The organism is Streptomyces sparsus (assembly GCF_054776295.1).
The window spans coordinates 1-6,059 of record NZ_BAAHCA010000232.1 but is presented as its reverse complement, the minus strand read 5'-3'; the positions used below and the strand labels follow the sequence as shown (position 1 = coordinate 6,059).

3 protein-coding genes and 1 pseudogene are annotated in these 6,059 nt (G+C 69.0%); 3 read left to right on the top strand and 1 reads right to left on the bottom strand.

The genetic code is table 11. The features are described 5' to 3' along the window. Positions 1 to 121: 121 nt before the first annotated feature. Positions 122 to 799 (bottom strand): annotated as a pseudogene (lexA, locus tag ACYVE9_RS12995) (transcriptional repressor LexA); the annotation flags it as partial. A 582-nt stretch (positions 800 to 1,381) separates the two neighbouring features. Between lexA and nrdR the strand changes: the two are divergent. From nrdR to ACYVE9_RS12980, 3 genes are all read left to right on the top strand, one after another. Continuing rightward, a complete protein-coding gene (gene nrdR / locus ACYVE9_RS12990; protein ID WP_461027970.1) occupies positions 1,382 to 1,891 on the top strand; it encodes a transcriptional regulator NrdR in 510 nt (169 codons plus the stop codon). Between the two features lie 120 nt (positions 1,892 to 2,011). Beyond that, positions 2,012 to 4,891, top strand: coding sequence for a vitamin B12-dependent ribonucleotide reductase (locus tag ACYVE9_RS12985; RefSeq protein ID WP_461027969.1), 2,880 nt, complete (start codon positions 2,012 to 2,014; stop codon positions 4,889 to 4,891). 495 nt (positions 4,892 to 5,386) lie between these two features. Further along, complete coding sequence (locus ACYVE9_RS12980; RefSeq protein ID WP_461027968.1) at positions 5,387 to 5,995, top strand: YdbC family protein; 609 nt, start codon at positions 5,387 to 5,389, stop codon at positions 5,993 to 5,995. Positions 5,996 to 6,059: the final 64 nt, after the last annotated feature.

Genomic DNA, 6,059 nt, shown 5'->3' with positions numbered 1-6,059 from the left:
CACCGCGCCCCGGCCGCGGGGCCCTGGGGTGTGCCCGGAGCGGGCCGAGGGGGCTGCGCGCAGGCAACAGGCCCCGGGACAGGCGCAGTCGCCCCGGGGCCTGGTCTCGACGGTGATCCGCTCACACCCGGCGCATCACGGCGACCACCTTGCCGAGAATGGTGGCCTCATCACCGGGGATCGGCTGGTAGGACGCGTTGTGCGGGAGCAGCCACACGTGGCCGTCCTCGCGCTTGAACCGCTTGACGGTCGCCTCGCCGTCCAGCATGGCCGCGACGATGTCGCCGTTCTCGGCCACCGGCTGTCGGCGGACCGTCACCCAGTCGCCGTCGCAGATGGCGGCCTCGATCATCGAGTCGCCGACCACCTTCAGCAGGAACAGCTCACCGTCGCCGACGAGTTGGCGGGGCAGCGGGAAGACGTCCTCGACGGACTCCTCGGCCAGGATCGGGCCGCCTGCGGCGATCCGGCCGACCAGCGGCACGTAGGACGCGGCGGGCTTGCCTGCGGTGTCGGCGGCCTGGGTGCTGGGCGTGTCGGAACCGCGCACCTCGTAGGCGCGCGGACGGTGCGGGTCACGGCGCAGGAAGCCCTTGCGTTCGAGTGCCATGAGCTGGTGGGCGACCGAGGAGGTGCTCGACAGTCCGACGGCCTGGCCGATCTCCCGCATCGACGGCGGGTAGCCTCGCCGCTGCACCGAGTCACGGATGACCTCGATGACCCGCCGCTGGCGATCAGTGAGGCCGGTGCTGTCGGCCCTGATGCCCGGAGGCCGTCCCGGCAGTGCGCGTCCGGGCTTCGTTTCTGGCGTGCTGCCCGGATTTCCTGGCACCCCTGGCTGGTCACTCACCGAACGCATCGAGTCGATGCGCTCCTCCGAGCGGTCCTGGGGGGTGATGATGGCGCTGTCTGCGGTGGTGGTCACGTCGGCCCCTCTGAGCGGTTCTCCAGCGGTTCTCCCTAGTGGGGTAACGGTAGTTGCTTTCGAAAGGTTGCGCCAAACACACGTTCGAGTGAAATATCCGGGTTCGGCTGACGCGACAGGGCTCCCGGTGTATATCCCGGTCGGCGTTTTCGATTCCTCCCGTCCGCCTCCACTGCAGTAGCCTCCCTCCTGCCCGCCATGCTCCCAAGCGCGACACGCGCGGTGGGGTGAACGGGGGCTGTTGTCGTCCGAGCACCAGATGTAGTGGTTGTATATCTCTCGGCGCCCACAAGTTGTGGTCCCCCCGTCGTTCGCGGTGGGGGCATCGCCTATGCTGGACACCAGTCGCCGCGGGTGTGAACCAGGGCCCGCGGGATTGACGCAGGAGGCTGCGCAGCCATGCGCGCCAGCCTGTGCCGACCGTTGCACGATCAGGGTGAAGGAGGGTGGAAGAACATGCACTGCCCCTTCTGCAGACACCCCGACAGCCGCGTCGTCGACAGCCGTACCGCCGACGACGGCACCGCGATCCGCCGCCGACGGCAGTGCCCGCACTGCTCGCGACGGTTCACCACGCTGGAGAACGCGTCACTCACCGTGATCAAGCGGAGCGGCGTCACCGAGCCCTTCAGCAGGGACAAGGTGATCGCCGGAGTCCGGAAGGCCTGCCAGGGCCGCCCGGTCACCGCCGACGCCCTCGCCCAACTCGGGCAGCAGGTCGAGGAGGCGGTGCGCGCCACCGGCAGCGCGGAACTCTCCACCCACGACGTCGGACTCGCCATACTCGGACCGCTCCAGGAGCTGGACGTCGTGGCGTACCTCCGGTTCGCGTCCGTGTACCGGGCCTTCGACTCGCTGGAGGACTTCGAGTCGGCGATCGAGGAACTGCGGGCGGCGAGGTCGCGGGACGCAGAGGCGCCGGACGGCGGCACCCCGGTGCCCGTCCCCGCGTCGGCCGCCGACTGAGCGGCACCCACACAAGAACGTGACCGGGCCGCGCGACGCGGACCGGTCGACAGGCAGATACCGTGACCCGGGGAAATTTCGGGGCACATCAGGGCGTTACGCCCGAACAGGGAGGCGGAAGTGACAGAGACGGCGAGCGGCCCGGCACGAAGCGCGCGTGCCAAGGGCAGCAAGGCGAACAAGGGGCTGCGCATCGAGCGCATCCACACCACTCCCGGTGTGCACCCGTACGACGAGGTCGTCTGGGAGCGTCGTGACGTCGTCATGACGAACTGGCGCGACGGCTCCGTCAACTTCGAGCAGTACGGGGTGGAGTTCCCCGAGTTCTGGTCCGTCAACGCGGCCAACATCGTCACCAGCAAGTACTTCCGCGGAGCGGTCGGCACCCCCCAGCGGGAGACGAGCCTCAAGCAGCTCATCGACCGCGTGGTGAAGACCTACCGTGCCGCCGGTGAGGAGAACGACTACTTCGCCTCCCCGGCCGACGCCGAGATCTTCGAGCACGAGCTGGCCTACGCCGTGCTGCACCAGGTCTTCGCGTTCAACTCCCCGGTGTGGTTCAACGTCGGCACCGCCCAGCCCCAGCAGGTCTCGGCGTGCTTCATCCTGTCCGTCGACGACTCCATGGAGTCGATCCTCGACTGGTACAAGGAAGAGGGGATGATCTTCAAGGGCGGCTCCGGCGCCGGCCTGAACCTCTCCCGCATCCGCTCCTCCAAGGAACTGCTGTCCTCCGGCGGCAACGCCTCCGGCCCGGTCTCCTTCATGCGCGGTGCCGACGCCTCCGCCGGCACCATCAAGTCCGGCGGCGCCACCCGCCGGGCCGCGAAGATGGTCGTGCTCGACGTCGACCACCCCGACATCGAGGCCTTCATCGAGACCAAGGTGAAGGAGGAGGAGAAGATCCGCGCGCTGCGCGACGCCGGCTTCGACATGGACCTGGGCGGCGACGACATCACGTCCGTCCAGTACCAGAACGCCAACAACTCGGTCCGGGTCAACGACGACTTCATGAAGGCCGTCGAGGCCGGCGAGAAGTTCGGTCTGCGCTCGCGCATGACGGGTGAGGTCATCGAGGAGGTGGAGGCCAAGGAACTCTTCCGCAAGATGGCCGAGGCCGCCCACGTCTGCGCCGACCCGGGCATCCAGTACGACGACATCATCAACCGGTGGCACACCTCCCCGGAGTCGGGTCGGATCACCGCGTCGAACCCGTGCAGCGAGTACATGCACCTGGACAACTCGTCCTGCAACCTCGCCTCGCTCAACCTGATGAAGTTCCTCCGCGACGACGACAAGGGCAACCAGTCGTTCGACGCCGAGACCTTCGCCAAGGTCGTCGAACTCGTCATCACCGCGATGGACATCTCCATCTGCTTCGCCGACTTCCCGACCGAGAAGATCGGCGACACCACCCGCGCGTTCCGCCAGCTCGGCATCGGCTACGCCAACCTCGGCGCCCTCCTGATGGCCACCGGTCACGCCTACGACTCCGACGGCGGCCGCGCACTCGCCGGAGCCATCACCTCCCTGATGACCGGCACCTCCTACCGCCGCTCCGCGGAACTGGCCGCGGTCGTCGGGCCCTACGACGGTTTCGCCCGGAACGCCGAGGCGCACCGCCGCGTCATGCAGCAGCACGCCGACGCCAACACCGCGGCGAAGCGCATGGACGACCTCGACAACCCGGTGTGGGCGGCGGCCACCGAGGCGTGGCAGGACGTGCTGCGGCTCGGCAAGAAGAACGGCTTCCGCAACGCGCAGGCCAGCGTGCTCGCCCCGACCGGCACCATCGGCCTGATGATGGACTGCGACACCACCGGCGTCGAGCCCGACCTGGCGCTCGTCAAGTTCAAGAAGCTGGTCGGCGGCGGGTCCATGCAGATCGTGAACAACACGGTCCCCAAGGCCCTCAAGCGGATGGGCTACCAGCCGGAGCAGGTCGAGGCGGTCGTCGCGCACATCGCCGAGCACGGCAACGTCGTGGACGCGCCCGGGCTCAAGCCCGAGCACTACGAGGTCTTCGACTGCGCCATGGGGGAACGTTCCATCTCCCCGATGGGCCACGTGCGGATGATGGCCGCCGCGCAGCCCTTCCTGAGCGGCGCGATCAGCAAGACCGTCAACATGCCCGCGTCCAGCACCGTCGAGGACGTCGAGGAGATCTACCTCCAGGGCTGGAAGCTCGGCACCAAGGCCCTCGCCGTCTACGTGGAGAACAGCAAGGTCGGTCAGCCGCTCTCCGCCAAGACGAAGGACAAGACGGCCGAGCCCGTCGCCGAGCCGGAGCCGACGAAGGTCGTCGAGTACCGCCCGGTCCGCAAGCGGCTCCCGAAGGGCCGTCCCGGCATCACCACCAGCTTCACCGTGGGCGGCGCCGAGGGCTACATGACGGCCAACTCCTACCCGGACGACGGTCTCGGTGAGGTCTTCCTCAAGATGTCCAAGCAGGGCTCGACCCTCGCGGGCATGATGGACGCCTTCTCCATCGCCGTCTCTGTCGGCCTCCAGTACGGAGTGCCGCTGGAGACCTACGTCTCGAAGTTCACCAACATGCGCTTCGAGCCCGCCGGTATGACGGACGACCCGGACGTGCGGATGGCGCAGTCCATCGTCGATTACATCTTCCGTCGCCTGGCGCTCGACTTCCTGCCCTTCGAGACCCGCTCCGCCCTCGGTATCCACTCCGCCGCCGAGCGGCAGCGCCACCTGGAGACGGGCTCCTACGAGGCGTCCGACGACGAGCTGGACGTCGAGGGGCTCGCCCAGTCCGCGCCCGTCCAGCCCGCCACCCAGCAGGCGTCCCCGGCCGACGAGCCCGAGGTGGCGGCGACCGAGCTGCCCGCCCCGGCGAAGGCGCACAACTCGACCGAACTGGCCGAGATGCAGCTGGGCATGAACGCCGACGCCCCGCTGTGCTTCTCCTGCGGCACGAAGATGCGCCGTGCGGGAAGCTGCTACCTCTGCGAGGGCTGCGGCTCCACCAGCGGTTGCAGCTGACAACGGGGGCCGGGCGCGTCGGAAGCACCATCCGACGCGACTGAGCCCGAATAGCGCTCTCGGTGAGGGAGGGGCGCCAGCGCTTGGCCGGCGCCCCTCCCTCACGAAGGTGGCACACCGCTGTGGCCTTCAGCGAGCGCGAGTCGCGCCGACAGTGCGAGAAGAGATCGTTCTGGGCGCAAGCCCCTGGAACGACGAACGCCCGGCCTCGCAGGGGCCGGGCGTTCGTCGCGGTCAGGAACGTCATGTCCTGTGCTCCGACCCACGTGCCCCGTGCCGGGGGCCGACCCGGCTCCCGGCCCCACTCCCGCCCTCCCCGGGCACCCGGAACGCGCCCCGTCCGGCGCGTGATCCGGGACGAAACCGGCGTACCGTTCCCGGAGGCTTCGTCCGGTCGGGGCAGGTGTTCGAAATGGCCCGAACCGCAGGTGAGTTGCCGGTAACGAGTGGCCTCCTGCCCGCTCTGAGCAGCCCGGATGGCCGTACGATGGCGCGGTGCTGGTCAAGTGGATGCGCTGCGCCGTCGTCGACCGACGAGGCTTCGAACGGGGTCAGCGGAAGTGGGCCGGGCTGCTCGGTGAGCCCGGATTCCGCGGACAGGGCGGCGGTTGGAGCAGGTTGCAACCGCAGGTGGCCCACCTCTTCGGCTTCTGGGAGAGCCGCGCCTTCTACGACTCGTTCATGGCGCGCTCCCACGACCGGCTGCACGCGTCCCAGGTCGGCACGTACAAGGACATGCGCACCCTGCTCTTCGAGTACCGCTTCGACGTCAAGACCGGTTTCCGGCCCGAGTTCACCGACGCCGACCTGCTGCGGGTGGCGCACTGCCGGGTGCACCAGGAGCGCATCGACCACTACGTGCTGATGCAGGAGAAGGTCTGGAACCCGGCGATGGCCGGTTCCCCCGGCATGTTGCGGGGCGCCTTCGCCCAGGCCCGCAGCGAGGACGAGTTCCTGGTGCTGTCGATGTGGAACTCCGCGGCGGAGCACGGCAAGTACCGGACGGAGCGCATCGAGCGGTTGTCGCTGCGCGCCCAGACCAATGCGGACATCGCGGCGCTGGACGGCGACGTGATCGACCTGGAACCCGCCTGGACGGTCTGATCTGCCGGGACGGCCGCTCGTCTTCCCGCCCCCCGTCCCGCCGCCCCCCCCCGTCTCCGCCGTC

What these genes read in the sequence shown, in the direction of transcription:
- nrdR (WP_461027970.1), top strand. Translation starts at nt 1,382, where the DNA reads ATGCACTGCCCCTTCTGCAGACACCCCGACAGCCGCGTCGTCGACAGC.